The organism is Tropicimonas aquimaris (assembly GCF_042676185.1).
Classification (GTDB): domain Bacteria; phylum Pseudomonadota; class Alphaproteobacteria; order Rhodobacterales; family Rhodobacteraceae; genus Tropicimonas; species Tropicimonas aquimaris.
In genome coordinates, this window is sequence record NZ_JBHTJT010000006.1 from 51484 (window position 1) to 76821 (window position 25338).

Below are 25338 nucleotides of genomic sequence, written 5' to 3' on the forward strand. Positions count from 1 at the left end.
GCCTTACCAGCAGATGCCGGAATAGGCGCCCGAGGAGGTGCGCGCCGGGTCGAGCCGGGTGAGGTCGACCATCACCGTCGCCTCCGAGGCCGCGGTCAGCGGCGCGCGGGCCTCGTCGTAGAGATTGCCGACGATGATCGCCTCGGACCCGGCGATCAGCTCGCCGATCTCGCCCACCATGCGGGAGGCGAGGTCGGGCACCTTGCGGTCGGTGCGGCCGATTGCGCTCATCTCCTCGGTCAGCGCGGTGTGCACGTAGGGGTCGTAGACGCTGACATCGATCCCCTCGCCGATCAACCGCGCGGCGAGCTCGGCCAGCGGGCTCTCGCGCATGTCGTCGGTGCCCGGCTTGAAGCTGATGCCCACCATGCCGACGCGGCGGGCGCCGCTCTGCCGCACCATGCGCTCGGCCCGGGCGATCTGCTCGGCATTGGCTTCCAGCACCGCGTCCATCAGGTGCGGCACCACGCCCTTGTCATGCGCCAGCGCCCGCAGCGCCCGCACGTCCTTGGGCAGGCAGGACCCGCCAAAGGCGAAGCCCGGCCGCATGAAATAGGAGGAAATGTTAATCTTGGTGTCCGAGCACAGGATCTTCATCACCGTCTGGCCGTCGAGCCCGCAGGCCTTGGCGATGTTGCCGATCTCGTTGGCATAGGTGACCTTGACCGCGCGCCAGGTGTTGGAGGTGTACTTCACCATCTCGGCGGTGCGCAGGTCGACCTTGTGGATCTCGCAGGGCAGATCCGTGTTCAGCTCGGTCAGGATCGCCCCGGTCGGCGCGTCGAGATGGCCGAAGACGATCAGGCCGGGGTCGTAATTGTCCTCGATCGCGGTGCTCTCGCGCAGGAACTCCGGGTAGTAGCCGACGCCGAAATCCTTGCCTGCGATGCCGCCCGAGATCCGCTCCAGCACCGGGATGCAGACCCCCTCGGTGCTGCCCGGCACGATGGTCGAGCGGATCACCACCGAGTGGAACCCGTCCTTCTCCTTCAGCGCCGCCGCGATCGCCTCGCAGGCCGAGACCACGTAGGTCAGCCCGACCGACCCGTCCGGCGCGCTCGGCGTGCCGACGCAGACAAAGGACGCATCCGTCCCCAGAACCGCCTCCCGCGCATCCAGCGTCGCCCGAAGCCGCCCCGAGGCAACCCCCGCCGCGATCAGGGCGTCCAGGCCGTTCTCCACGATCGGGCTCTTGCCCGCGTTGATGTTCTCGACCTTCACCGGGTCGACATCAACCGCGACAACCTCGTGACCGTCCTTCGCAAGACAGGCCGCCGAAACAACCCCGACATACCCAATCCCGAAAATGCTGATCCGTGCCATCCTGACCTTCCCGATTGTCCGATCCATTGCGCACGCCCACCAGGGCACGCTCTCGCTTGAAACCTGCGGGTCTCTGAAGGTGCGAAACAGTCAGAAAAAAAAGCAGCCTGTCGCGCAGGGTTGCAGAGGAGCGGAAAGGCCGGAATTGCCGGTTTGATGCAGCGGTGTCGTGGTTTCCGGAAGAGGACCTTGGACAATCGAATAAAGATCGAGACAAAACCGGCAGAAGAGAGAATTCTCAACTAATTAAAATTACGAGAATATTTTCAATTTGGACAGCGCAACGCTGAACGTCGCGGCGGTCATCGAAGCCGCCCCGCGTAGCGGCCATGGTACGTTGACTGACCGCCAAAAAAATGCATGGGGGCATTGCCCTCCAGGCATTTCTAAAATGGACAATCCGTAATTTCAGATCAAAGTGTGGCGTTCCTGCCCCAGGCTCTCATTTCCCGGCGCCGCCTCAGAAATGCGCGACCTCCTTCTCGAAGAATACCGAAATGAGTGTAGAATACGCTCATAATCCGAAAGATGAAGACCGGGAGTTTCTTTACAAGCGTGGCATTTCCACCAGCGCTCCAAGGAAATGCCCTTGTTGCGCGTGGAAAAATCCTGATTTTGCAAGGAGCGTCAGATCAGGCCATTGGCAAGGGCGTATTGCACGATCTCGGATCTGTTGGAGAGCCCAAGTTTCCGCGCCGCACGGGATTTGTAGGTATTGATCGTGCGCTCGCTCAGCCCGAGTTCGTCCGAGATCTGCTTCAACCCGCGGCCGCGCGCAAAGGCCAGCAGAACCGCGCTTTCGCGAGGGCTGAGGCGGTCGTCCAACATCGGGTAATCCTGCTCGGGACGCGCCGCGGGCTGGTCAAGTGCATCAGCGACCGAAAGGCTGAAATAGGTCGCGCCGCGGCTGGCGCTGAGGGTCGCGAGAACCAGCTGTTCCGGTTCGTCGGACTTGCAGACACAGCAGATCCGGCCGAGCGCGATCGCCGACTGGATGTCGCGATGTGAGAACGCGTCCGAATAAAGGACAAAGGCGGCGTCCTTCCGGGCGCTGCGTACGTGGGCGACATAGGCAGTCAGATCGTCTCCCGTCTGGCTCGGGTCGAAAATCACCACATCGCAGGTTGCAAGTTCCGGCGCGCAGGCCCGACTGTCCCCGCTCACCGGCAGAACGCGCCCCTCGACGACGCCGCTGTCGGCGAGGATCGCGGAGACCCCCCTCGCGAGGATCGGATTGCTCTCGGCGATCCCGGCAACGAGGCTTTGGGGGGTGATATTCGTGAAAAAGGACATTCGGAAACCTGCCTCCAGCTGCGGTCGCCTCCAGATTTCTCAAGACATGGTGAACAAATCCTAAATTTTCGTCGCCAAGACGAGTTTTTCAGAATTTCGGTCGCAGCGAATGTGCAGAACGACACAGGTGCCAGCCTCCGTCTCCGCATCTTTGCGGCAGCACCCCCCGGGAAGGTTGCATCTACCATGCAAACCCATCGACGCCCCGGGCTGCTTTGGTCGCGCATATCGTCACGAATGCGCCTTCGTTTAAACATGCCTTTACCCAGCCAGTCCCATAACACCTCCGGGATGAGTGTGTGGGACACGAGGGATGTGGAAAATGAGTGTGACTTCGCATTTGGCGGATGAACTGCTTGCGCTTGCGAAACGGGCCAATGCCGAGGGGCTGACGGAATCCTCACGCCAGATCACGATGGCCGCGGGCCTCGTGTTGGCCGAGGCTGGCGAAAGGTCGGGGATCGAGTCAATGGCGCGGGAATGCATTGGCCCGGCTATTGCGCGGCACGGCAATGTCGTGCCCTTCCCCCATTCGACGATAGCCTCGCGCGCGGCCTTGCCACGGCATACCAAGTCCTGAACGCGGCGTTTTTCCGGGGCTCCCAGGCCACTGAGCGCATTGACACGTCCCTGCCCTACCGCGCAGCCTGCCGCCGTAGCAGACCTATGTGCGTGGAGCCCTAATTCGCGCGACTGGCCAGCCGATGCAGACGAAAGCCACCGGCATGCGCAACGCTCTGGGAGACAGGATCATGGAACCGTCGCTTCCCCCCTTTGGCCGGACCGAGTACGACCGGCGCCTGACCCTCGTGCGGACAGCAATGGAGGCGGCAGGGCTCGACATGCTGTTCGTGGAAGACCCTTCGAACATGGCATGGCTGACCGGCTACGATGGCTGGTCCTTCTATGTGCATCAGGGCGTGCTGGTGTTCCACGACCGCGATCCGCTCTGGTGGGGCCGCAGGATGGATCACGCAGGCGCACGTCGCACTGTCTGGATGGGAGATGCGTGCCTGCACGGCTACGACGACAGCTTCGTGCAATCCACCGAGCGGCACCCGATGCAGGACCTTGCCGCGCTGATCGCCGAGTTTGGGCAAGGCGCGGCCCGGATCGGGGTTGAGATGGAAAACTACTACTTCACCGCAAAGGCCTTTCTGACCTTGCAGGATAGCCTGCCCGACGCCGAACTGGTGGATGCCACCGCCTTGGTGAACTGGCAGCGGACGGTGAAGTCCGAGGCCGAGATCGCCTTCATGCGCAAGGCTGCCCGTATCGTGGAAAGGACGGTCGACGGGTTGGTCGAGCGGATCGAACCGGGGATGCGCAAGAATGACCTGGTGGCGGAGATCTATCGCGACCTGATCACCGGCACCGGCGAGGACTGGGGCGACTACCCCGCGATCGTGCCGATGCTGCCGAGCGGGGCCGATGCCGCCGCCGCGCATCTGACCTGGAACGGAGCGCCCTTCCGCACCGGCGAAGCGACCTTCTTCGAGCTGGCCGGCTGCTATCGCCGCTACCACGTCCCGTTCTGCCGCACGGTCTTTCTCGGAGAGCCGCATGCGGAGATCCGGCGGGCCGAAGCGGCGCTGGTCGAAGGGCTCGAGGCGGGGCTCGAGGCCGCCCGCGCCGGCAACCGCGCCGCCGATATCGCCAATGCCCTCGCCGCTCCGCTGAAACGCGCCGGGATCGAGCGCGGGGCGCGCTGCGGCTATCCGATCGGGCTCTCCTACCCGCCCGACTGGGGCGAACGCACGATCTCGCTGAGGCCGGACGACGAGACGATCCTGGAGCCGGGCATGACATTCCACTTCATGCCCGGCCTCTGGATGGAGGATTGGGGTCTCGAGATCACCGAGAGCATCCTGATCCGCCCCGACGGGCCGGCGGAGTGCTTCTGCGACCGCCCCCGCGCGCTGATCGTGAAGCCATGACCCTGCCGCTCACGGAGGCCGCCATCGGCATTCTCGCCGATCTGGTCGCCTATCCCACCGTCTCGACCGCTCCCAACCTCGCGATGATCGCCGATCTGGCGACGCGGCTGGAGGATGCCGGTGCGCGGGTCGAGATCCTGGGCAACGAGACCGGGACCAAGGCCAATCTCTTTGCCACTCTCGGGCCGGATGAGCCGGGCGGGGTCGTGCTTTCCGGCCATACCGACGTCGTTCCGGCCGACCCCGTCGAATGGACGACAGACCCGTTCCGGCTGCACAACCACGCGGGCCGCCTGCATGGCCGCGGCACCTGCGACATGAAGGGCTTCATCGCCGCCACCATCGCCGCCCTGCCCGCCTTCACCGCCGCGCGCCTGCGCCGCCCGCTCCACTTTGCCTTCACCCATGACGAGGAGACCGGCTGCATCGGTGCGCGCAACCTGGTGTCCGACCTTGAACGCCGGAACATTTCGCCCGCCATCGCCATCATCGGCGAGCCGACGGAGATGCGGATCGTCGAGGGGCACAAGGGCTGCCACGAATACACCACCCGTTTCACCGGTGCGGAAGGGCATGGCTCGGAGCCAGACAAGGGCGTCAACGCCGCCGAATACGCGGCGCGCTTCGTCTCACGGCTCCTGGAGATCAAGGCGGCGCTGAAGGCGCGCCCCCCCGTCGGCAACCGGTTCGACCCTCCGTGGAGCACGCTAAACGTCGGGCGGATTTCCGGCGGCTCGGCTCGGAACGTCATCGCGGGCGCGGCCGAGGTCGAATGGGAGACGCGGCCCGTGATCGCCGAGGACGGCGACTTCGTGACCCGAGAGATGCGCGCTTTCTGCGAGGAGGTCCTGCTGCCGGAAATGCGCCGTGTTGCGCCAACGGCGGAGATCCGCACCGAGGTGATCGGCGAGATCGCCGGGCTGATGCCAATGGATGCCAATGCAGCACGCGATCTCGTGGCTGCGCTGACCGGCGATCCGACCGCGCATCTCGTCGCCTTCGGCACCGAGGCCGGCCTGTTCCAGGCGCTCGGCATGTCGGTCGTGGTCTGCGGGCCCGGCTCCATCGCGCAGGCGCACAAGCCCGACGAATACCTGGAGATCGCGCAGCTCGACGCCTGTATGCGGATGCTGGAGGGACTGGCGGCGCGGCTTCATCGGGGAGCGTAGTCGCTTCCCAGCCTTCGTGGCTGTCCTCCTGGCCGATTGCGCTTGCCGAGCCGCGGCGACCGGGCAATCAATGGCGCCGAAGAGAAAAGGAGGACTCACCCCATGTCGCCCCATCCGCCCATCGGCACTCCGGACGTGGACACCCCCTGGCTCTCAGATCCAATCCACCGCGCCTTTCTGCTGCGGGACGCACAGCGGCAGCTCGATTTCTTCCGCCCGAGCCTTCGGGCCGATGGCGCCTTCGACGTGCTCGACTGGGAGGGCAAGCCGATCCCGGGCGCGGCGCAGGAGCTGCACAGCACCACGCGCATGGTGCATTCCTACGTGCTCGGCAAGGCGCTCGGTCGCGCGGATGCCGATGCGATGATTGACGCCGGCATGGCCTTCCTCTGGAACAAGCACCGCGACGCCGAACACGGCGGCTATCTCTGGGCCGTCGACGACGCCGGCATCAAGGACGGCACCAAGCTCGCCTACGGGCAGGTCTTCGTGTTGCTCGCAGCCTCCAGCGCCAAGCTGGCCGGCCACCCGGACGCCGACCGCCTGCTCGCCGATGTCTCCGAGGTGATCGACCGCCACTATTGGGACGAGGCCCCGGGCCTGCTGCGCGACGAATACACCCGCGACTGGCAGCCGTTCTCGACCTATCGCGGCATGAATGCCAACATGCACGGGGTCGAGGCGCATCTCGCCGCCTTCGAGGCCACCGGAGAGCGGCTCTATCTCGACCGGGCCGGGCGGATCCTCGATTTCTTCATCACCCGGATGGCCGCCGGAAACGACTGGCGCGTTCCCGAGCATTACACCGACGCCTGGGAGGTCGACCCGGATTATGCCGGCAACCCGATGTTCCGCCCCGCCGGTACCACGCCCGGCCATTCGCTGGAACTCGGCCGCCTGACGCTGCAGCACTGGGATCTCGCCGGCCGCCCCGACGACGGCGCACCCGAACGCGCGCGTCACTTGGTCGAGCGCGCACTGGCGGATGCCTGGGCGCCCGAGGGCGGCATCGTCTATACGCTCGACCACGGCGGCGCGGTGGCGATTCCGGACCGCTACTGGTGGCCGGTCTCCGAGGCGATCGGAGCGGTCGCGGCACTCATCAAGGCGCAGCCCACCCCCGGCGACGAGACCTGGTATCGCAGGCTCTGGACCTTTGCCGACACCGCCTTCATCGACCACGACCACGGCGGCTGGTTCCCCGAGATCGACCCCGCGGGCAAGCCGACGGGCCGCCAGTTCCACGGAAAGCCCGACATCTACCACTCGCTCCAGGCGGCGCTCTACCCGTCGCTGACCAGCCTTTCTCGCCACGTCGAGGAACTTGCCCGGGAGCGCTAGCGCGGCCTGAAACTGTCGTTCCGGAAGAAAAAACCGCCTGTCAGCCCATCGCTGGCGGGCGAATTTCTTCGTAAAATCGACAAGAACTTCAAAATTATTTCAATGACTTGAGATCATCTCCGGAATGATCACCGCCAAAAAATGTAATAACTCTTCACATCAACTATTGAACCGGGCCGCGACTCCTCCCATCTTCCGTAATGTGAAAGGTATTCACATCATTTCGCAACGAGGAGCAAGACATGACCACCGCACAAGCCGCCAACCCGTCCTGGTTCGCCCGGACCGAGGCCTGGCTCGACGATCGCGGCAAGGGTGCATGGATCGCAGTCATGGTTCTGGGATTCATTTTCTTCTGGCCCGTCGGCCTCGCCCTTCTCGCCTACATGATCTGGAGCAAACGCATGTTCAGCAAAGGCTGCCGCCATTCGCGGCGCGCGCAATACCACGGCTTCCGGGCCGCCATGAAACCCAGCGGCAACACCGCCTTCGACGCCTACAAGGCCGATACGCTGCGCCGGCTGGAAGAGGAACAGGATGCCTTCGAGGCCTTCCTGCAGCGGCTCCGCGAAGCCAAGGACAAGCAGGAGTTCGACGCCTTCATGGAGGACCGTTCCCGCGCAGCCAAGGCGACCAACGGTGACGAGAGCCTGCCGGAAAACGCCACCCCGGCGTGATCCGCTTCCGGTGCCCCGCTTCCCCCTGGGCGGGGCACCATGAGACCGGCGGCGTGCGGCATGGATGGCGCGCGCCGCAAGTTCCAGAGGCCGTTGAATTTCACGGAGACACAGTGCACATGAGCCTTATGACCGAACCCTCCTGGGGCCTGCCCGACCCCGAGTACAACGCAGAACTCTACGCCGATGTGCCGGTCAAGCGGGCCATCGCATGGATCGTCGATGCCCTTGTGATTTTCGGGCTTACGCTGCTGGTCCTGCCCTTCACCGCCTTTACTGCGCTTTTCTTCTACCCACTGCTCTGGCTGTTCGTGAGCTTTCTCTACCGGACGTTTACCATCGCCAACGGCTCGGCCACGCTCGGAATGCGGCTGATGTCCATCGAGCTGCGCACTTTCCGCGGCGAGCGGTTCAGCCTTCCCGATGCGGCAATGCACACGCTGATGCACATGGTTTGCTTCTCGTTTCTGCTTCCGCAGGTCGCCTCCGGGATCCTCATGCTGACCACGACGCGCGGCCAGGGATTGCCCGATCTCGCACTCGGGTCGACGGCGCTCAACCGAACCCGCTGAAGACACAGGACAAACGGGGGTTGGCGAGTTGGCCAACCCCTGCTACCGTTTTCCCAAGTTTTCACGAATTCACGTCAGCCGGCATGCGCCATACACTTCCAATTGCTCCGCAGTTCTATGTAACTGCCCCACAGCCATGCCCGTACCTGAAAGGTCGCATGGAACGGAAGCTGTTCACCGCACTCCAGGGCGAACACGCCGAACAGCTCAACGATGCCTTGTCCAAGCAGGGCTTCCGCCGATCGCAGAACGTGCTCTACCGCCCGTCCTGCGCAGATTGCAATGCCTGCCTTTCCGCCCGGATCCGGGTAGCCGATTTCCAGCCCAGCCGCAGCCAGCGCCGCGCCATGCGCAAGAACAGCTCGCTGGAGCGCAACGCCACCTCGCCCTGGGCGACAGAGGCGCAATATGCGCTCTTCCGGCGCTACCTCGACAGCCGCCACGCCGATGGCGGCATGGCCGACATGGACATCTTCGAATTCGCCGCGATGGTGGAAGAGACGCCCGTGCGCTCGCGTCTTGTGGAATACCGCGAGCCCGGGCTCGATGTGCCGGAAAATCCCGAGGCCGGCGACCTCGCCGCTGTCTGCCTGACCGACGTGCTCGATGACGGGTTGAGCATGGTCTACAGCTTCTACGAGCCCAACCTCGCGCACCGGTCGCTTGGCACCTACCTGATCCTCGATCACATAGAGATCGCCCGCTCTGCCGGCCTTCCCTATGTCTACCTCGGCTATTGGGTGCCCGGCAGCCCCAAGATGGGCTACAAGGCAGGGTTCAACGCGCTGGAGATTTACAAGGGTGGCGCCTGGCAGCCCATCGGCGACCCGGAGGAGCACAGCTCCGAGACCCATCCCCTCTCCGTCGATCCGATCGCCGAACAGGTGGCGCGGATCCACCTTCCCGACACCCGCCCGACCCGCGGCTGAGATGCAGTTCGTCTCGGCCGTCTCGCTCGTCGTACCGGATTACGACGCGGCCATCGCCTTCTACTGCGGTGTGCTTGGCTGGGACCTGCTGGAAGACATCCCCCAGGGCCAGAAACGTTGGGTCACCGTGGCGCCGCCGGGTGGCCAGTGCCGGCTGGTGCTTGCCCGCGCCGACAGCCCGGAACAGGAGGCCGCCATCGGCAACCAGACCGGCGGTCGCGTGGGCTTCTTCCTCACAACCGACGATTTTGCGCGCGACCACGCGGCGATGCTGGCCGCCGGCGTGACGTTCCGCGAGCCTCCGCGCCACGAGTCCTATGGCATTGTCGCCGTCTGGGAGGATCCGTTCGGCAATGCCTGGGATCTGATCGAACCCAAGATCGCCTGACCCCTGCCCCCAAAACGGTAGCGGGGCCCGAAGGCCCCGCATTTCCACGCGCTCCACTTTCCCGCTAGTGCGGGATCAGGTCCGGCACGATGGTCACGATGGACGGCACCAGCCAGAGCAGCCCAAGCGCGCCAATCTGGATCAGCACGAAAGGCAGAACACCGCGATAGATGTGCCCTGTCGTGACCTCCTTGGGCGCCACGCCGCGCAGGTAGAACAGCGCGAAGCCGAAGGGCGGCGTGAGGAAGGAGGTCTGCAGGTTCACAGCGATCATGATCGTCACCCATTTCGGGTCCATCGTGCCGCCATAGATGACCGGCCCGACGATCGGGATGACGATGTAGATGATCTCCAGGAAGTCGAGCACGAAGCCCAGGATGAAGAGCACCAGCATCACGATCAGGAAGACGGTAATCTCGCTGTCGTAGGAGCGCAGGAACTGCTGGATGTAGTGCTCGCCCCCGAAGGAGATCACCACGAGGTTCAGCAACTGCGAGCCGATCAGGATGGTGAAGACCATCGAAGTGACCTTGGCGGTCTCGCGCACCACCGGCCGGAGCACCCCCTTGGCGAAGAGCACCCAGCAGGCATAGAGGATGCCGAACATCGCGAAGAGATAGGCGCCCTGGGCGACGATGAAGGCGATCCAGTTCTCCGCGGAGACGGAGTCCTGGTTCACCCGCAGGTCGAAGTTCACGCCAACGAGGATCATCACGATGATCGCGAAGGTGGACCAGATGATCACCCCGCCCTTGCCGTCCTCCTCCGCCAGCCGCCGATAGGCGGCCAGCATCAGAGCGCCACCGGCGCCGAGCGCCGCGGCGGGCGTCGGGTTGGTGATGCCGCCGAGGATCGAGCCGAGCACGGCGACGATCAGCACCAGCGGCGGGAAGACGACGCGCAGCAGCTCGCTCTGCCCGAGGAAGCCCGCCGCCGTCCGGCAGCCGTAGAGCACCAACGCGAGCGGGACCACCAGCAGCAGCACAGTCTGGCCCGGCGTCGTCATTGGTCCGATGAAGGCCGCGTCCACCGCAAGCGCCAGCAGGATACCTGCCCCGCCGATCCGAAGATCGCGCGGGTTGCCCGAGGGTGAAACGCCGCGCGCCGTGGTCAGCACCAGCGCGAGCAGCAGGAAGCCGGTCACGATGGAGCTCGACAGGATCGGCGCATTGGCGATCTTCTCGGCGCGGAGCGTCTGGATTTCCTCCTCGGAGAGCTTGCGGCTTTCCTCCACCCCGCCGGCAGCGTCGATCTCGGCCTGCTGGGCGACGGCGGTATCCCAGGCCTCCTGCCCGTGCAGCTCGATCATCGCCGCCTGGCATTGCTCGCCCACCCCGGTGCGCAGGCTCGCCGTCTGGCCAGCATCCGAGAAGCTGTCGACGGTGACGTCCTGTGAGCCGATCACGTTCATCGAGGACAGAAGGAGAGTGCCGCCGATCAGCGCGGCCGGAATGAAGAGGAACCAGGTCAGCGCCTCGCTGCGGGCCACCGGTTCGCCACTGCCCGGCTCCATCGCCACCGGCGGTGCCTTCTCCGGGTTAAGTAGCGCATAGACGAGCGCATAGAGTCCGTACAGGACGGCCAGCAGGATACCGGGAAGCAGCGCTGCCTGAAACAGCGTGCCGACCGAGACGACCGCCGGTTCGCCCAGGTAGGTCAGCGCATCCGAACAGCCCACGAGCTGCGCGCGCTCTTCCTGCGCGGCCGAATAGAGGTCGCCCGCGAGCGTTCCCAGCAGCACGATCACGATGGAGGGCGGAATGATCTGCCCCAGGGTTCCGGAGGCCGCGATCACGCCCGTCGCCAGCTCCGGCGCATAGTTGTTGCGCAGCATGGTCGGCAGGGCGAGCAGGCCCATCGTCACCACGGTCGCGCCGACGATGCCGGTGGAGGCGGCGAGGAAGGCGCCCACGACGACGATGGAGACCGCGAGACCGCCCGGCAGCGGGCCGAAGACGCGCGCCATGGTGGTCAGCAGGTCGTTGGCGATCTTGGAGCGCTCCAGCGTGATGCCCATCATCACGAACATCAGCACCGCCAGCAGCGTCTCGATCGACTGGCCGGCGAGCACGCGCTCGTTCATCCGGTTGACGATGAAGCTGAGGTTGCGGTCCATCGCCTGTTCCCAGCCGCCGGGGAAGACGGCCTCAGCCACCCGCGGCAGGTCCGGATAGCGGAAGATCGAGACCGCATCCGGCGGCACCCCCTCCCGCAACAGGGCGTTGTAGGCGTCCGAACCGGTGTCGATCGCCTGGTGGATCAGCAGCCCCGCCGAATCCAGCGCCGCGATGATGCCGAAGGAAATCAGCGCCGCGCCGCCGATGGCGAAGGCGACCGGGAAGCCGGAAAGAATTGCGCCGAACAGGCACAGGAACACGATGATCAGGCCGATTTCGACCCCGTCCAGACCGAGAAACATCTGACCAGCCTCTTAGTGAATTTCCGCGACACGCTCGGCGTCCGCGTCGCCCAGCTTGTCCTTGTCGAGATACTTGCCTTCGCTCGCCTCGCCCTCGATCAGTTCGAGATAGGAGCGGTAGAAGAAGGCGATGGCCTGCAGGAACACCATCCCGGCGAAGGCGACGAGCAGCAGCTTGAACAGGAAGTAGGCGTTGAACCCGTTCGGCGAGAAGCCGATCGTCTCCACGTTCCACTTCACGATCCGCGCCTTGCGCACCATCAGGTCGAGCTGGTCGGAGGCCGAGATCTTGGGCGTTATCAGGTGCCGCCACATGAAGAACCAGCCGTACATCCAGATCACCACGGCCATCGGCATCATGAAGATCAGGCTGCCGGCCATGTCGATCATCTTGCGGGTGCGATGGCGGACCACCGAATAGACGAGGTCGACCCGCACGTGGCCGCCCTGCACTGCGGTGTAGGTGGCGCAGAGCGCGACGATGGCGGCGTTGTAGAGCTTGAGTTCCTCAGACCACCAGGAGACGTCGAATGTCGCCGTCATGCCGAAGCCGAGCGAGATCTGGCTGGCGGCGAAGATGCGCTGCATGAAAACGATGACGATCTGCTGGAGCACCATCAGCAGCCCCGCCCAGGCGATGACGCGCCCGACCGTGTTGGCAAAGGCCTCGAGCCCGATCACCACGCCCCACATCACCCGGTTCCAGACCATCCCGACCGCGGTCAGCACCAGGAAGGCGGTGAAGACGACGAAGAAGAACTCGACCGACCCGCCGTAATAGGCGAAGCGCATGATCGCTTCCGGGTTTGACCAATCGAGCCAGAGGCCCGGATGGGCGATGGCGTAGAAGAAGTTGTAGAAGGATTCGATGATGTTGGCGGCAAGCCAACCGAGGGCTGTGCCGCCCCATGCCTCGACCAGTCCCATGTGGCCCGTCCCCCGAAGGTCGTGTACGTGTCACCCCGGCGCGCCGGGGCGCGCCACGGATGGCGAACGGGCAGGCCCCGAAGGCCTGCCCGCCGTGACGCGAATGTCCCGATCAGCCGAGAACGCGGTCCCGCTGGGCACGGTAGGTGCCCTCGGAAGCCTCGATCCAGCCGGAGGAGGAACGCATCGACGCAAAGGCGCTGTCGTAGATCTTGTCGTAGAGATCGCCGTCGCGATTGCCTTCGAGCGTTTCCTTGGCGGCGTTGCCCATCGCGTCCCAGACGGAATCGGGGAAGCTCAGGACCTTCACGCCGGCCGACTGCAGGCGCTGCAGGGCAGCGCCGTTGTTGGCCAGGAACTGCGCGAGGTTCCACTGGTGGGTTTCGGCACAGGCGATCTCGATGATCTTCTGCTGCGCGGGGGTGAGGCTGTTGAACACCTCGAGGTTGGTCGCGACCGACAGGCCCGCACCCGGCTCGTGGAAGCCGGCGGTGTAATAGAACTTGGTGATCTCCTGGAAGCCGGCCTTCTCGTCCGCCCAGGGACCGATCCACTCGGTGCCGTCGATGGCGCCGGAGGCCAGGGCCTGGTACACCTCGGAGCCCGGCAGGTTCTGCACGGACGCGCCGAGCTTGCCGAGCGCTTCGCCGCCGAGACCCGGCATGCGGAACTTGAGGCCGTTGAAGTCTTCCGGCCCGGCGATTTCCTTGCGGAACCATCCGCCGGCCTGTGCGCCGGTGTTGCCGGCGAGGAACGACTTGATGCCGAACAGCTCACCCAGCTCATGGTGCAGCTCCATGCCGCCATCCATGTAGTACCAGTTGGCCAGCTCCTGCGCGGTCATGCCGAAAGGCACCGCGGTGAAGAAGGCAAAGGCCGGGTGCTGACCGACGAAGTAGTAGTCGGCGCCGTGGTACATGTCGGCCTGACCAGCGGTCACGGCGTCAAAGACCTCAAAGGCGCCCACGAGCTCGCCCGCAGCCTTGACCTCGACGGTCAGCTGGCCGTCGGTCATGGCGGTCACGCTGTCGGCCACGCGTTGCGCCGCGTCGAAGACGCCGGCAAGGCCGCGGCCCCAGGTGGTGACCATGGTCAGCGTGCGCTTGCCCTGGGCATAAGCCGGCGCGGCCAGAGCGGTCGCGGCAGCGGCCGAGCCGCCCAGTGCCGACGTCTTCAGAAATGAACGACGATCCATTCAGAGTCCTCCCAATCGTCTTGGATGCCCACCCTTCGGCGGGCGGATCGTTTTCGAGTGTTGGGCACACTACTCACAAGCCGGCCGTGGTCAAATACCGACAAATACGTATGACGCGGGGGAAACCGTCCTGTTGTCGCCGGCAAATCACGTAGATGGGGGACAAACAGCCCACCCGGACGCCCCGTCCGCCCCCCCCGAAAGCCCCCGGTTCGAATCGACGGCAAAGATAGCCATCGCCGATTCGCGTCGTTTTCCGAATCGCCCCCGCCGCCTTGCATCGCTCCCCTGAAGAGGCGTAGATTCGAAGCCGGACAGACGCTTTCGATGCAAGCGGCAGGTTCAGGGAGGACGTGCCTGGCAGAGGCTCATCGCACACCGCGCGCCGCCCCACGGCGGGGCCGCCTGAGCTACGCCCAGAAGCTCTCGCTTCTGGCGACGGTACCGCTCGTCCTCGCCGTGGCGGCGATCTCGGTGCTGGTGGCGGTGCAGGCGCGTAGCCTCGCCGATCGCGAGATCGCCGAACTGGAACGGCAGATGATCGCGGCCAAACGCGACGAGCTGGAAAACTACATCTCCCTTGCCCGCACCGCGATCCTCGAAGACTATGGCCGCGCCCTGCCCGACGATGTGGATGCCAAGCGGCGGGTCATGCAGACCCTCGCCGCCATGATCTACGGCCAGGACGGCTATTTCTTCGTCTATGATTACGACGGCACCAACCTCGTCGCCCCCCGCCAGACCAACCTGATCAACCGCAACTGGATCGATCTCGTCGATGCAGAGGGCACCCCGATCGTCAGCGATCTGATCCGGATCGCGCGGAGCGGCGCCGGGTATCACAGCTTCCTGTGGCGCAAACCCTCGACCGGCGAGACGGCGCGGATGGTGGCCTATGTGGTCGGGCTGCAGGACTGGCAATGGGCAATCGGGACGGGCATCTTTATCGACGACGTGCTGGACACGGTGGCGGCGACACGCGCCGAGACGGAGGCCCGTGTGCAGCGGACGTTCCTCTGGATCGCCGCGATCACGCTCAGCGCCCTGCTTCTCGTCTTCCTCTCCGGACTCATCCTCAACATCCGCGAGCGCCGGCTGGCCGATGCCAAGCTCAAGGCCCTCACCCAGCGGATCTTCGACACGCAGGAGGAGGAGCGCGGCCGGGTCGCGCGCGAGCTGCACGACTCGATTAGCCAGATCCTCGTCGGCGTGCGTTATGCGCTGGAACTGGCCCGCCGCAGGATGCGTGCAGGCGACACGCGCGCGGAGGCGAACCTCGATGCCGGGATCGATGCGCTCGGCGGCGCGATCCAGGAGGTCCGCCGCATCAGCCGCGACCTGCGTCCCGGCGTGCTCGACGACCTGGGCCTCGGCCCGGCACTTCAGTCCCTGATGGAAGAATTCGGCGCAAGAACCGGAATCGAAACGGATTTCGAGACGGTCGTATTCCGTAACCGGCTTGACCAGGAGGCCAAGATCGCGCTCTACCGGATCGCGCAGGAGGCCCTTACCAACATCGAGCGTCACGCCGGCGCCAGCCGCGTCAGCCTGCGGGTCTTCGGCCACAAGGCCGGCGCCACCCTGCGGATCGAGGACGACGGGCGTGGAATGGCGGCCGCCGGCGAGACCGATGGCGCGAGGGCCCAGGGGCTCGGGCTGCGCAACATGCAGGAGCGGGTGGAGCGCCTTGATGGCACGCTGAGGATTCTCAGTTCTCGCACCGGCACGGTGATCGAGGCGCAGGTGCCGCTCAGCCACATGCTGCCGCCGGAATCCGGCTCAGGAACCACGCCGCGCGACGGCGAGACGAGAGAAAGGAAACGCGCATGACCCCGACCCGCGTGCTGATTGTCGACGACCACCCGATGGTGGCCGAGGGGATAGAGGCGATCCTGGAGACCTACCCCGACATCGAGGTCGTCGGCACCCTGTCGAACGGCCGCGAGGCAGTGGATCAGGTGGCAGCGCTCAAGCCCGACGTGGTGCTGATGGACCTTAACATGCCAGAGGTAAACGGACTTTCGGCGACCGAGATGCTGATGGAGGACCACCCCGACCTGCGGGTGCTCATCCTGTCGATGCACGACAGCCCCGAATACATCTCCACCGCTCTCAGCCACGGCGCCAAGGGCTATGTTCTCAAGGACGTGCCGACCGATGCCATCAAGGAAGCGATCGACCGGGTGATGGCGGGCGAGCAGTATCTCTGCACCGGCGCCACCACGGCGCTCCGCCCGAGCGACGGCGCCGGACGCGAGCCGCTGACCAGCCGGGAACAGACGATCCTGCTGCAGCTGGCGCAGGGCAAGTCCAACAAGGAGGTGGCAAACACGCTGGATATCTCGGTGCGCACGGTCGAGACGCACCGCAAGAACATCAAGCGCAAGCTGGGCATCTCCTCGACAGCCGGGCTGACCCGCTATGCGATGGAACACGGGGTCCTTCAGGGCACCGGCGTCGGGCTCTGAGCCCCGCGACTGGCCTTGCGCATCCTCGCCCTGTGACCTCCGGCGCACGCCCAGCCAGCCCGGGCACGGCCACACCATAACAAATGTTGCCAAACGGCTCCCGGGCATTCTACTGCTTTCTCCGAGGCGGCGCCGCCGTCCATACTATTGTTAACGTTAAGAAAGCATAAGAATGCCTGTTTCCGTCTTTACCAAGGCCGCGGCCGTTCCGTCCTACAACGCCAACGTCCTCTACCAGTTCACCAACGCCCAGATCTTTTTCGAACAGGACAGCTGGGACGCCGCCCTGCCAAAGACCAAGAGAGCCGACGTCATCCGACTGAAGGACGACTTCACCGATTACACGGGATACCAGATGAAGGTGGTGGTGTCTTTTGACGGCACCTTCAAGAAGGTCGGCGGCGCCTGGACCGGCGAGATCACCGGAGTCACCTTCAAGGCCGACGGGGTGACCCAGGCCAGCATCGACATCAACTCAGGCGTCGACCTGTCGCGGATCATCAATGTCGGCAGCTCGACGCTGGTATGGAACGAGCTCACCAGCACGGGCCTGCGCGGCAAGCTCAGTGGCGGCAACGATCACATGAACGGCTCGGTCGGCGACGACAACCTCAACGGGCGCGGCGGCGCGGACTTCCTGAACGGCGGACTCGGAGACGACAAGCTGATCGGCGGCGGCGGCAGTGACCGGCTCAACGGCCACATTGGCGACGACACCCTGATCGGCGGCAACGGAAACGACTACCTCGACGGCCGCGACGGTACCGACGTCGCCAGCGGCGGCAAGGGCAACGACACGTTCCTCTTCGACTTCAACGGAGATAACGTCTGGACCGGCGGCGGCGGGGCCGACAGGTTCCAGGCGGGCGGCGTCCCCGGAGAGCCTTATGGCTGGACGAAGGTCACCGATTTCAAGGTGCGCCAAGGCGACAAGCTGGACCTGACCAATGATTCCGCCCTGCTCTTCGATCCGATCGACGAGATCCGCTTCATCGGCAAGAAGGGCTTCAGCGGCGAGGAAGGCGTCTACGAGATCCAGTTGCGAAACGGCTTTGTCCGGATCGACCAGAACGGCGACGGCACCGCCGACGTCGGGATCGAGCTCGAGGGTTTCGGCAACCAGCGCGTGAGCAACACCAGCTGGATCCTGCTCCCGGACCAATTCGACTTCGCCTGACGATCGCGGGGCGTCCCGCCCCGCACGCTTCGGCCGGCGAACACCATTGCCGGCCGGCATCGCCTCCCGCGAAAGAAAATTCCAAACCGCACCCGCCCTGCGTCATTTTATCCGCAAAAGCCGTTGACGCTTCCGGCGGACACGCCTAAGGTCCCGCGCACGAAAGCAAGGGAACCCCGAGAATGGCGATCATTCTTGTACTCGTAGAGGAAAGGCGCATGGGCCGGTAACGGTTGACCATAACGGTTCCCCATGCGCCCTCGTCCACGACGGGGGTTTTTTATTGCCGCAACGCCAGACGTAGATGGAGAAGCAAGATGGCGCAGCAGATGACCGGAGCAAGAATGGTGGTCCAGGCCCTGAAGGATCAGGGTGTGGACGTCGTGTTCGGCTACCCCGGCGGCGCCGTGCTCCCGATCTATGACGAGATCTTCCAGGATCAGGGCATCAAGCACATCCTGGTGCGCCACGAGCAGGGCGCAGCCCACGCCGCCGAAGGCTATGCCCGGTCCACCGGCAAGCCCGGCGTCGTCTTGGTCACCTCCGGCCCCGGCGCGACCAACGCCGTCACCGGCATCACCGACGCGCTGATGGATTCGATCCCGATGGTCGTCCTGTCAGGTCAGGTTCCGACCTTCATGATCGGCTCCGACGCCTTCCAGGAAGCCGACACCGTCGGCATCACCCGCCCCTGCACCAAGCACAACTGGCTGGTCAAGGAGACCGACAATCTCGCCGAGACGATCCACGAGGGCTTCCACGTCGCCACCTCCGGCCGCCCCGGACCGGTGCTGATCGACATCCCCAAGGACGTCCAGTTCGCCACGGGCACCTATGTCGGCCCGCGCGAAGCCAAGGGCGGGCACTACCACCCGAAGGTCAAGGGCGACATCGAGATGATCACCGAGCTGGTCGCCGCGATGGAGCGCGCCGAGCGTCCGGTGTTCTATACCGGCGGCGGCGTGATCAACTCCGGCCCGGTCGCCAGCCAGCTGTTGCGCGAATTTGTCGAGGCCACCGGCTTCCCGATCACCTCGACGCTGATGGGGCTCGGCGCCTATCCCGCGTCGGGCGAAAAGTGGCTGGGCATGCTGGGGATGCACGGTCTCTACGAGGCCAACCTGGCGATGCACGGCTGCGACCTGATGATCAACGTCGGCGCCCGCTTCGACGACCGCATCACCGGCCGCATCGCGGATTTCAGCCCGCATTCGATCAAGGCGCATATCGACATCGACCCGAGCTCGATCAACAAGGTGATCCGGACCGAGCTGCCGATCATCGGCGACATCGCTCACGTTCTGGAAGACGCGCTGAGGATCTGGAAGGCGCGCGGGCGCAAGGTGAACAAGGAAGGCCTGGCGAAATGGTGGGCGCAGATCGAGGAGTGGAAGGCGGTTCGCTGCCTGACCTACAAGAACTCGGACACGATCATCAAACCGCAATACGCACTGGAGCGGCTGGAAGCGCTGACCCGCGGCTATGACCGCTACATCGCGACCGACGTGGGCCAGCACCAGATGTGGGCCGCGCAGTTCCTGACCTTCGACGCGCCGAACCGCTGGATGACCTCCGGCGGGCTGGGCACCATGGGCTACGGCCTGCCGGCCTCGATCGGCGCGCAGGTGGCGCATCCCGACAGCCTGGTCATCAACGTCGCGGGCGACGCCTCCTTCCTGATGAACATCCAGGAGATGGGCACCGCGCGGCAGTATGACCTGCCGGTCAAGCAGTTCATCCTCAACAACGAACGTCTGGGCATGGTCCGCCAGTGGCAGGAGCTGCTGCACGGCGAGCGCTATTCCCACAGCTGGTCCGAGGCCCTGCCCGATTTCGTCAAGCTGGCCGAGGCTTTTGGCGCCAAGGGCTTCATGGTCTCGGATCCCAAGGACCTGGACGACGCGATCATGGAGATGATCAAGCACGACGGACCGGTGATCTTCGATTGCCTTGTCGAGAAGCACGAGAACTGCTTCCCGATGATCCCGTCGGGCGAGCCGCACAACAACATGCTGCTCGGCGAAGCTTCCACCAAGGACGCGATCGGCACCTCGGGCGCGGTCCTGGTCTGATCCGAGGCCCGCTCCGATCATGTCCGTCGAACGGGAACAGCCCGAGGACGCAGGCGATCTTCGCCTGCGCCCTTTCGGGACCGACACCGGCCGGTTGGCCGCAAGGATCGCCCTGATCTTCCTGATCAGCAACCTGTTGGCCACCTTTGCCAAGGCGATCCTCGCGCCTGAGTTCGCCGGCCCGGTTCCCGTGGCGATCGACTTCCATGTCTACTGGGAGGCCGCGCGCCAGGCCGTTCAGGGCATGCCGCTGGACGCCTTCGCGCCCGTGGCCGTGCCGGGGTCGGAGGCAACCGGCCCGGGCGGCGCGCCGTCCTATCTGTTCTGGGTGTATCCGCCGATCTTCCTGCTGCTGCTGACGCCGCTCGGGGCCCTGCCCTTCGTGCCGGCCTGGGCGCTGTTTGACGCGATGTCGCTCGCGGCCGTCGCGCTCGCGCTGCGCCCCTTCACCCGCACCGAACCGGCGGCCTGGCGCTTCATGATCGCGGCGCCGGCACTGCTTCCGGCGCTCTGGGTCGGGCAGAACTCGCTGCTGTTCCTGGCCGGGCTGGTCGGCGCGCTCGCCTGCATCCGGGACGAGCGCATGGTGACTGCCGGCATCCTGATCGGTCTGCTGACCTTCAAGCCGCAGCTCGGCATCCTGATCCCCGTGGCGCTGCTCGCCGCCGGGCTCTGGCGCACGATCCTGGCGGCCTGCGTCTCCGCCGTGGCGGTGGCGTTGCTGCCCACGCTCGTCTTCGGTTTCGGCTACTGGCCGGCGCTGTCCGACACCCTCAGGGAGTTCGGGTCGGTGCTGCACGCCGGCGCGGCGCAGGAGCCCCTGATCTGCACCACCTTCGGCGTGCTGTCGCAGCTCGGCGTCAACCCGGATGCCGCGATGGCCGCGCAATGGGGCATCGTGGCCCTCGCCGCCTGGGCCGTCTGGCGCTGCTGGCGCAGCCCGACCGCGAGTTTCGACCTCAAGGCGGCGACGCTCGCGGCCGCCATTCCCGCCGCCTCGCCCCACCTCTGGCATTACGACACCGCCTTTCTTGCCGCCACGGGCCTGTTCCTGCTGCGCGCCGGGGTGCTCGAGTTCCGCCCGGCCGGCCTCACGGTCTTCGGCTTGTGCTGGCTCGGCGCCGGCCCCGCGCTGCTGGTGGTGAACCTGCTCGGCGGCGTCGAACTACCGGTCGGCTTCATTCTGGCGCCGCTGGTCCTGGCCGCGCTCGGCCTGTGCATCGCCGCCGTGCCGCGGCGCGATGCAGCGGCCCGGGAGGCCTGACCCATGACACCCATCCACGCATATTTCCGGCAAATCGCGCTCCTCGCGCCCGCCGTCCCATGCGTCGGTATCGACCTTTCCTGCCACGACCTCGCGGTGTATGCACGTCGCTGCACGCGCGAGCTGGCGCAATAGACGAGGAACACCAGATGTCCGCACTCAAGATCGAACAGGGTTCGTCGAAGCATTCCGCCTACGACCTGCGCAACCCAAACGCCGAGGTCATCGAGACGCATACGCTGGCCGTGGTCGTCGACAACGAGGCCGGCGTGCTGGCCCGCGTGATCGGCCTGTTCTCGGGACGCGGCTACAACATCGAGAGCCTGACCGTGGCCGAGGTCGACCACACCGGGCACCGCTCGCGGATCACCGTCGTGACGACCGGCACGCCCGAAGTGATCGAGCAGATCAAGGCGCAGCTTGGCCGGCTGGTCCCTGTACACAAGGTGCAGGACCTGACCACCGAGGGCCCCTCGGTAGAGCGCGAACTGGCGCTGCTGAAGGTTGCGGGCACCGGCGACAAGCGGGTCGAGGCGTTGCGCCTGGCCGACATCTTCCGCGCAAACGCGGTGGATTCCACGCTCGAGAGCTTCGTCTTCTCGATTGCCGGTTCGACGGAAAAGATCGACGCCTTCGCCGAGCTTATGCGCCCGCTCGGCCTGGTGGAGATCGCCCGGACCGGCGTCGCCGCCCTGACCCGCGGCGCGGACTGACGGGCGAGGCGAAACAGGGGTCAGCGCCGGGGAACCGGCGCCGCCCGCACTGTCAGACGATGTTCAGATCGTCCCTCAGCAGGGACGCATCATCGATCCCTTCGACGATGAGCACCTCGTCGCCGAAGTCGAAGACCACGTTGCCTTTCTGCACGTCGGCAAACTTGCGGATCACCTCTGCCACATTGAGCGTGCCCGACCAGAGCGCATCGTCCAGCCGGACAAGGTCCAGATCGTCCTGGAAATCCGTGATCGTGTCGGTGCCGTAGCGGGCCCCGAAGACGAAGCGGTCCGCGCCGCTGCCACCGGTCAGGCTGTCATTGGCGAGCCCGCCATCGAGCAGATCCTTCTGGTTGCCGCCAAAAAGCCTGTCCTGGCCATTGTTGCCGCGCAATACATCCGCGCCGAGCCCGCCTTTAAGGATGTCGGCCCCTTTCCCGCCCGTGAGCAGGTCCTGCCCCTTCTGGCCCTGAAGCTCGTCGGCGCCGCCAAGTCCTTTGAGGGTATCTGCTCCGCCTCGGCCTTTCAGGATGTCCGCGCCCGCCCCGCCGGAGAGCGTCTCGGCCGCGTTCGTTCCGGAGAGCACCAGGGAGCGGGACAGGGCTGCGGACGCGTTGACCGTATCGAGCGCCACCGTCGCCGAGGTGGAGGCGAACGTCTGGGTAACCATCACGGCGTCCCAGCCATCGTAATCTCCGGTCTCCACGCCGATGCCGACGTAGTCGAACCCCTCTTTCAGGATGTTCGCCCGGTGTCCGTCGCTGTTCATGAGGGCGTCAAAAAGGTCTTCGACATCGTCGGAGATGCCGGAGGCGCCGCGTTCGCTCTGCCAGGCGACGTTCTCGCCCCAGCTCCAGCTGCCGCTGAACTCGAAGCCCGCGGCCTTCATGCGATCGCCGGGAGACGACCCGTCCACGCCGGTGTGCGAGAACGTGTCCGTCTTCAGCATCCAGTCGCTGTGATCCTCGGCGGCCGCGTTGAGATCGAGTTCAAGTTGCAGCGGATGCAGTCCGACCTCGGCGCGGGCCTTGTTGATCAGTTCGAGCATCTGGCGCTCAACGGTGCTTGCGGTCGACATGTGTAGTTTCTTTCCGGGCCATTGACGGGTCCGATATGGACCCCAAAACTTGGCCGAAAGCGTGTCGCAAAGAAGGCCCTGCCGGCAACCGCCCGGGGCCAGGGTCGGCATCTATCCGCTAGAGCAGCACGTCCGACGCCTGCAGATCGTCCAGGGTGCAGCCCATCAGATCCAGCTTGTCGGTCGAGGTCACGAAGATCCGCAGCCGATCTGCCAGTTCGACAGCCACGTCCTCCACGGCGGAAAAGTTGGCGAACCCGGCATTGCCGAGATCGAGCAGATCCTCGCCCGGCGTGAAATCGTGGATGACGTCCTTGCCGTAGCCCTTGGAGAATACGAAGGTGTCGTTGTAGCTGCCGCCGGTCAACTGGTCGTTGCCCTTGCCGCCATCGAGCAGGTCGTTGCTTCCGTCGCCCTGGAGGATATCCGCCCCGTTGCCCCCCAGCAGCGTGTCCCGCCCCCATCCGCCGATCAGCAGGTCGTTCGAACTGCCGCCATCCAGCTGGTCATGCCCGGTGCAGCCCTCGATCGTGTCCTTGCCGGCACCGCCCGTGACCACGTCCGAGCCATCTCCGGCGAGAACCGTATCCCAGCCGTCGCCGCCCTCGATCCAGTCGTTGCCGGTGCCGCCCTCGATATGGTCCCCGCCTGTGCCGCCGATCAGGGTTTCAGCACCGTTGCCGCCGATCAGCGTGTCGTTCCCGCTGCCGCCCAGGGCCTGATCATCGCCGCCGTTGGTCTCGATCCGGTCGTTTCCCGCGCCGCCCCGGAACTCCTCGTAGTCTGCGGTGCCGATCAGCACGTCATCGAACTGCGAACCGATGGCGCCTTCGATCGAGGTGATCACGTCGCGGCTCGATCCGCCGGTCTCCTGCGTCGAGGTGCCGGCGCCAATGGTCAGCGTGACCGGCCCGGAGGCGTCGGAATAGTCCAGGATGTCGAAGCCGCCGGCCCCGTCGACCCTGTCCTCGCCCAGACCGGGACGAAACTGGTTCGCCGCATCGTCGCCGGCGAGATCATCGGCAAAGGGCGTCCCCTCCACACCTTCGATCCCCGCGAGCTGGTCTCCGGCCGCATGCCCGCCGGAGGCAAGTCCGGCCGCGAGGTCGATGACGACCGCATCGTTGGAGCCGGCATAGCTCGCCAGGTCGATCCCCGCGCCGCCGTCGATCGCGTCCGCGCCATCGCCGCCGATGAAGATATCGTCGCCCGCATCGCCGAGCAGGGTGTCGTCGCCCACCCCGCCGGAGAGCCTGTCCTTGCCAGCACCGCCCGTGACCACATCCGCGCCAGCCTCGCCCAGAAGCCAGTCGTCGCCATCGCCCCCCTCGAGCGCATCGTTCCCGGCTCCGCCGACGAGGTGGTCGGCGCCAGCGCCGCCGATCAGGGTGTCATTTCCATCTCCGCCGAGCAGGAAATCATCGCCGGCGCCGCCATCGACCCTGTCGTTGCCCGCGCCGGCAAGAACGGTGTCGTCGCCGTCGCCGGCCCAGACGATATCCGCGCCGCCTTCGGCCAGGATCATGTCATCGCCCTCGAGGGCGTAGAACGTCTCGTCCAGCGAGCTGCCGCCGAGCAGGTCGTCGAACTCGTTGCCGTAATGGGAATCGGGACGCGTCACACCCGTTCCGTAGTTGAGGATCCGCGCGAGCGTCTCGTCGGGAATCCCTTCCAGCATGGTCCCGGGCAGCGGGCCTCTCAACACCGCGAGCATCGCCTCGGCCTGCGCAAGGTCATAGCTCTGGACACCGAAATAAAGGATCGACGCGCTCTCCCCCGGAGCCAGGGTCACCGTGTATTCGAAGATCACGTCGTCGTTGCTGATCAGTGTGTAATCCGCCGGGCGCGCCCCGTCGCCAAAGGCGATGCCGACCATGGGATCACCCTGCGCATTGCCGTCGTCGGTGAGGATGCTGCGGTCGCCAATGTCGAAGGTCAGGTCGCCCGATGAGGTGGCGAGGATCTGCGTGGCGTAGTTGGAGCCCAGGTCCGTCCGCACCGAGAAGGTGACGGTCTGCGACGCGGCGCCGATGTTGGTTGCGGTATCGACGAAGCGTGCCCAGCCACCGACGGACGGCACATAGAGGCTGCGCTCAAAGGTAATCTCCGCGCCCGCCTCGTTCGATGCCCCTGAGATCGTGAGCTGCCGCCCGGACATCGAGCTCGTCACGTCGCCGACATAGGGCATGTGGAACAGGTCGAACCCGGCGTCGAACGCGTCATTCGTGCCATTGCCGATCCGGCCGTCGTTCCACATGTCCCAGGTGAAACCGGATCCGTCGATCAGCGTCTGAGGAAAACTCGTCATGACCCGTTCCCGCCACGGAAGCGCAACGGACGGGATCTTCCCCGCTCGACCGTCGCTGTCCGTGGTCTCTTTCGGATCTGGATAGGAT

The 25338-nt window shown here is 65.4% G+C and carries 21 protein-coding genes; 14 read left to right on the top strand and 7 right to left on the bottom strand.

Annotated elements, in window-relative coordinates; all coding sequences use genetic code 11:
* Nucleotides 1-3: 3 nt before the first annotated feature.
* Nucleotides 4-1323, bottom strand: coding sequence for a nucleotide sugar dehydrogenase (locus ACFQ2S_RS02125; protein ID WP_386072317.1), 1320 nt, complete (start codon nt 1321-1323; stop codon nt 4-6).
* A gap of 627 nt (nt 1324-1950) precedes the next feature.
* The gene (locus ACFQ2S_RS02130; protein ID WP_386072319.1) at nt 1951-2616 is read right to left on the bottom strand and encodes a helix-turn-helix transcriptional regulator; all 666 of its coding nucleotides are present in this window, start codon (nt 2614-2616) and stop codon (nt 1951-1953) included.
* A gap of 322 nt (nt 2617-2938) precedes the next feature.
* On the opposite strand from ACFQ2S_RS02130, the gene ACFQ2S_RS02135 reads away from it, so the two are divergent.
* The 8 genes from ACFQ2S_RS02135 to ACFQ2S_RS02170 all read left to right on the top strand — a co-directional run bounded on the left by ACFQ2S_RS02135 (nt 2939) and on the right by ACFQ2S_RS02170 (nt 9629).
* Nucleotides 2939-3196, top strand: coding sequence for a hypothetical protein (locus tag ACFQ2S_RS02135; protein ID WP_386072320.1), 258 nt, complete (start codon nt 2939-2941; stop codon nt 3194-3196).
* A 172-nt stretch (nt 3197-3368) separates the two neighbouring features.
* Nucleotides 3369-4553 carry a M24 family metallopeptidase gene (locus ACFQ2S_RS02140; RefSeq protein ID WP_386072321.1) on the top strand — a complete coding sequence of 395 codons (1185 nt, stop codon included), beginning with the start codon at nt 3369-3371 and terminating at the stop codon, nt 4551-4553.
* Nucleotides 4550-5722: an acetylornithine deacetylase gene (gene argE, locus ACFQ2S_RS02145; protein WP_386072323.1), complete on the top strand. Its 1173-nt coding sequence runs from the start codon at nt 4550-4552 to the stop codon at nt 5720-5722. Before ACFQ2S_RS02140 ends, argE begins: the two co-directional genes overlap by 4 nt.
* A 102-nt stretch (nt 5723-5824) precedes the next feature.
* Entirely contained in the window at nt 5825-7063 is a 1239-nt protein-coding gene (locus ACFQ2S_RS02150) for an AGE family epimerase/isomerase (protein ID WP_386072325.1), read from the top strand.
* 242 nt (nt 7064-7305) lie between these two features.
* Entirely contained in the window at nt 7306-7740 is a 435-nt protein-coding gene (locus ACFQ2S_RS02155; protein ID WP_089233069.1) for a DUF2852 domain-containing protein, read from the top strand.
* A 128-nt stretch (nt 7741-7868) separates the two neighbouring features.
* On the top strand, nt 7869-8312 hold the full coding sequence (locus ACFQ2S_RS02160) for an RDD family protein (protein ID WP_386072792.1): 444 nt from the start codon (nt 7869-7871) through the stop codon (nt 8310-8312).
* Between the two features lie 83 nt (nt 8313-8395).
* Nucleotides 8396-9241: an arginyltransferase gene (locus ACFQ2S_RS02165; protein WP_386072327.1), complete on the top strand. Its 846-nt coding sequence runs from the start codon at nt 8396-8398 to the stop codon at nt 9239-9241.
* Nucleotide 9242: 1 nt separating this feature from the next.
* Nucleotides 9243-9629 (top strand): VOC family protein, encoded by a 387-nt coding sequence (locus tag ACFQ2S_RS02170; protein WP_386072328.1) that lies wholly within the window; start codon nt 9243-9245, stop codon nt 9627-9629.
* 64 nt (nt 9630-9693) lie between these two features.
* Here the strand turns inward: ACFQ2S_RS02170 and ACFQ2S_RS02175 are convergent, their stop codons facing one another.
* From ACFQ2S_RS02175 to ACFQ2S_RS02185, 3 genes are all read right to left on the bottom strand, one after another.
* Complete coding sequence (locus tag ACFQ2S_RS02175) at nt 9694-12048, bottom strand: TRAP transporter large permease (protein WP_386072329.1); 2355 nt, start codon at nt 12046-12048, stop codon at nt 9694-9696.
* Between the two features lie 12 nt (nt 12049-12060).
* Nucleotides 12061-12975 carry a TRAP transporter small permease subunit gene (locus ACFQ2S_RS02180; protein WP_386072331.1) on the bottom strand — a complete coding sequence of 305 codons (915 nt, stop codon included), beginning with the start codon at nt 12973-12975 and terminating at the stop codon, nt 12061-12063.
* Nucleotides 12976-13087: 112 nt separating this feature from the next.
* Nucleotides 13088-14170: a TRAP transporter substrate-binding protein gene (locus ACFQ2S_RS02185; RefSeq protein WP_386072333.1), complete on the bottom strand. Its 1083-nt coding sequence runs from the start codon at nt 14168-14170 to the stop codon at nt 13088-13090.
* A gap of 327 nt (nt 14171-14497) precedes the next feature.
* On the opposite strand from ACFQ2S_RS02185, the gene ACFQ2S_RS02190 reads away from it, so the two are divergent.
* The 6 genes from ACFQ2S_RS02190 to ilvN all read left to right on the top strand — a co-directional run bounded on the left by ACFQ2S_RS02190 (nt 14498) and on the right by ilvN (nt 21864).
* Entirely contained in the window at nt 14498-16000 is a 1503-nt protein-coding gene (locus ACFQ2S_RS02190) for a cache domain-containing protein (protein ID WP_386072335.1), read from the top strand.
* On the top strand, nt 15997-16638 hold the full coding sequence (locus tag ACFQ2S_RS02195; protein WP_386072337.1) for a response regulator transcription factor: 642 nt from the start codon (nt 15997-15999) through the stop codon (nt 16636-16638). The genes ACFQ2S_RS02190 and ACFQ2S_RS02195 overlap by 4 nt, the downstream gene beginning before the upstream one ends.
* Nucleotides 16639-16810: 172 nt before the next feature.
* Complete coding sequence (locus ACFQ2S_RS02200; RefSeq protein ID WP_386072338.1) at nt 16811-17815, top strand: calcium-binding protein; 1005 nt, start codon at nt 16811-16813, stop codon at nt 17813-17815.
* A 317-nt stretch (nt 17816-18132) separates the two neighbouring features.
* On the top strand, nt 18133-19887 hold the full coding sequence (locus tag ACFQ2S_RS02205) for an acetolactate synthase 3 large subunit (protein ID WP_386072340.1): 1755 nt from the start codon (nt 18133-18135) through the stop codon (nt 19885-19887).
* A gap of 19 nt (nt 19888-19906) precedes the next feature.
* A complete protein-coding gene (locus ACFQ2S_RS02210) occupies nt 19907-21151 on the top strand; it encodes a glycosyltransferase family 87 protein (RefSeq protein WP_386072342.1) in 1245 nt (414 codons plus the stop codon).
* Between the two features lie 149 nt (nt 21152-21300).
* Complete coding sequence (gene ilvN, locus ACFQ2S_RS02215; RefSeq protein WP_386072344.1) at nt 21301-21864, top strand: acetolactate synthase small subunit; 564 nt, start codon at nt 21301-21303, stop codon at nt 21862-21864.
* A gap of 52 nt (nt 21865-21916) precedes the next feature.
* Here the strand turns inward: ilvN and ACFQ2S_RS02220 are convergent, their stop codons facing one another.
* On the bottom strand, nt 21917-22942 hold the full coding sequence (locus ACFQ2S_RS02220; RefSeq protein ID WP_386072346.1) for a CAP domain-containing protein: 1026 nt from the start codon (nt 22940-22942) through the stop codon (nt 21917-21919).
* 118 nt (nt 22943-23060) lie between these two features.
* On the bottom strand, nt 23061-25250 hold the full coding sequence (locus ACFQ2S_RS02225) for a calcium-binding protein (protein WP_386072348.1): 2190 nt from the start codon (nt 25248-25250) through the stop codon (nt 23061-23063).
* Nucleotides 25251-25338: the final 88 nt, after the last annotated feature.